Genomic DNA, 2,671 nt, shown 5'->3' on the forward strand with positions numbered 1-2,671 from the left:
TCGAGGGTGAGGGCGCCGCTGACGACGGCGGCGACGACTTCGCCTTGGGAGTGGCCGATGACGGCGGCGGGTTCGATGCCGTGTGAGCGCCATAGGGCGGTGAGGGCGATGCCCATGGCGAAGAGTGCGGGTTGGATGACGTCGACGCGGTCGGTGGGGGGGTGGGTGCCGTCGCGGCCGGTGACGACGTCGCGGACGGACCAGCCGGTGTGGGGTGTCAGGGCGGTGTCGCAGGCGTCGATGGCTTGGGCGAAGGCCTGGTTGTGGGTGTAGAGGTCGCGGCCCATGGCCTGCCATTGGCTGCCCTGGCCGGGGTAGACGAACACGGTCTTGCCGACGGGTCGGGCGGTGCCGGTGACGACGTTCTCGTGCTCCCGGCCTTCGGCGAGTGCTCGTAGGCCGGTGATGGCTTCTTCGGTGGTGGTGGCCAGGATTCCGGCGCGGACGTCGAAGTGGGTGCGGTGCATCGCGGCGGTGGTCGTGATCTCCGCGAGCGGGGTCTCGGGCCGGGCCTCGATCCAGTCCGCCCAGCGGGCGGCCTGCGCACGCAACGCAGCCTCACTACGACCCGAGACGAAGAGGGGGAGAGGCTGGTCGACCGGGGCGGGGGTGGTGTCGGTGGCCTCGGCCGCCTCGGTCTTCGGGGCTTCTTCGAGGATGACGTGCGCGTTGGTGCCGCTGAGGCCGAAGGAGGAGATGCCCGCTCGGCGGATGCGGTCGCCGCGCTTCCAGTCCTGGTTGTTCTGGAGGAGCTGGAGGCCGGTGCCGTCCCAGTCGATGTGGGGGCTGGGTTCGTCGGCGTGGAGGGTCTTGGGGAGCTGCTCGTGCTGGAGGGCGAGGACCATCTTGATGACGCCGGCGACGCCGGCTGCGGCCTGGGCGTGTCCGATGTTCGACTTCGACGAGCCGAGGTAGAGGGGCTGGTCGGTGTCGCGGGTGGGGCCGAAGACCTCGGCGAGTGCGCCGGCCTCGATGGGGTCGCCGAGGGTGGTGCCGGTGCCGTGGGCCTCGATGGCGTCGATGTCGGCGGGGGTGAGACGGGCTGCCGCGAGTGCGTCTTGGACGACGCGCTGCTGGGAGGGCCCGTTGGGGGCGGTGAGGCCCTGGCTGCGGCCGTCCTGGTTGACGGCTGAGCCGCGGATGACGGCGAGGACTCGGTCGCCGTCGCGTTCGGCGTCGGAGAGGCGCTTGAGGAGGAGGATGCCGGCGCCTTCGGCCCAGCCGGCGCCGTCGGCGTCGGCGGAGAAGCTCTTGCAGCGGCCGTCCGCGGCCATGCCCTTGAGGCGGCTGAACTCCACGAACAGGGCGGGGGTCGACATGATGGTGACGCCGCCGACCAGCGCGGTCTCGCACTCGCCGTTGCGCAGGGCGTTGATGCCCAGATGGGTGGCAACGAGGGAGGAGGAGCAGGCGGTGTCGACGGTCAGTGCGGGGCCCTGAAGACCGAGGGAGTACGACACCCGGCCACTGATCACACTGTTCGCGTTGCCCGTGCTGACGTAGCCGTCCAGGTCACCGAGGCCGGAGCTCTTCCCGTAGTCGGAGGTCATCGCACCGAGATAGACGCCGGTGCGGCTCTCGCTGAGCGTCTCGGGGCGGATGCCGGCTCGTTCCAGGGCTTCCCAGGCGGTCTCCAGGACGATCCGCTGCTGCGGATCCATCGACTGCGCCTCACGCGGCGAGATGCCGAAGAACTCCGCGTCGAACCCTTCCGCATCGGCGAGGAAGCCGCCCTCACGGGAGTAGCTCTTGCCCACCGCCTCCGGGTCCGGGTCGTAGATGCCCAGACTGTCCCAGCGCCTGGGCAGGCCCCCTACCGCGTCCCCACCCGAGGACAGCAGGTCCCAGAAGGCCTCCGGGGTGTCGATGCCACCGGGCAGACGGCAGGCCATCGAGACCACGGCGATCGGCTCGACCTTGGCCTCGCGCTCCGAGGTGAGGTCCTTCTCGGCCTGCAGCAGGGCGTTCGTGGTGCGCCGCAGATACGTCTCGAGCTTCTGCACTTCGGTCGCGCTCACTTGCTCACTCCAAACTTGCGGTCCAGGAACTCAAGGAGGTCTTCTTGGCTGCTGTCCTCGACGTCCACATCGGGCTCGTCGTCGGCGACCGTCTTCGACAGCGCCGCTTGCAGGTCGAGGAACCCGGCGACCAGGCCCTGCGATTCGAGTTGCTCCGGCGTCGTGGAACGCAGCAGTTCCACGAGCCCGTTGATCTGGGACTTCGTCAGTCGAGGGGCGACGGCCGAGGTGCGCGCGCCGCCCAGTTCCATGCGGTCGAGCAGGAGCCCGGCGATGGCGGTCGGGGTCGGGTAGTCGAACGCCAGCGTGGCCGGCAGGGCGATACCGCTCGCGCCCGACAGGCGGCGGCGGAGTTCGACCGCCATGAGGGAGTCGATGCCCAGGTCCTTCAGCACCTGCTGGGTGCCGACGGCCCCGGCTCCGTCCAGACCCAGCACGACGGCGACCTCGCCCTGCACCACCTCGGTCACCGCGAGAAGTCGCTCGTCCTCGGGGAGAGCGAGCAGCCGGTCGCGCAGTGCGTCCGGGGCCGGAGCCGCGATACCGGATTTGCGCAGTCGGTTGCGGACGAGGGTGCGGAGGAGGGTGGGGAGGGTGTGGGTGTTGTCGTGTTCGCGTTGGAGGGTGCGGAGGTCGAGTTTGAGGGGGACGAG

Annotated in this window: 2 protein-coding genes; both read right to left on the reverse strand. The window is 70.2% G+C overall.

Annotation, left to right across the window (positions count from 1 at the left end):
• Positions 1 to 2,018 (reverse strand): type I polyketide synthase (locus ACZ4XX_RS40210; RefSeq protein WP_468512767.1); only part of this gene is annotated, 2,018 nt, incomplete at its 3' end.
• The coding region (locus ACZ4XX_RS40215; protein ID WP_468512768.1) for an acyl carrier protein at positions 2,015 to 2,671 on the reverse strand (657 nt) is incomplete at its 5' end. The genes ACZ4XX_RS40215 and ACZ4XX_RS40210, both read right to left, overlap by 4 nt.

This window comes from Streptomyces sp. NPDC029956, assembly GCF_055574655.1.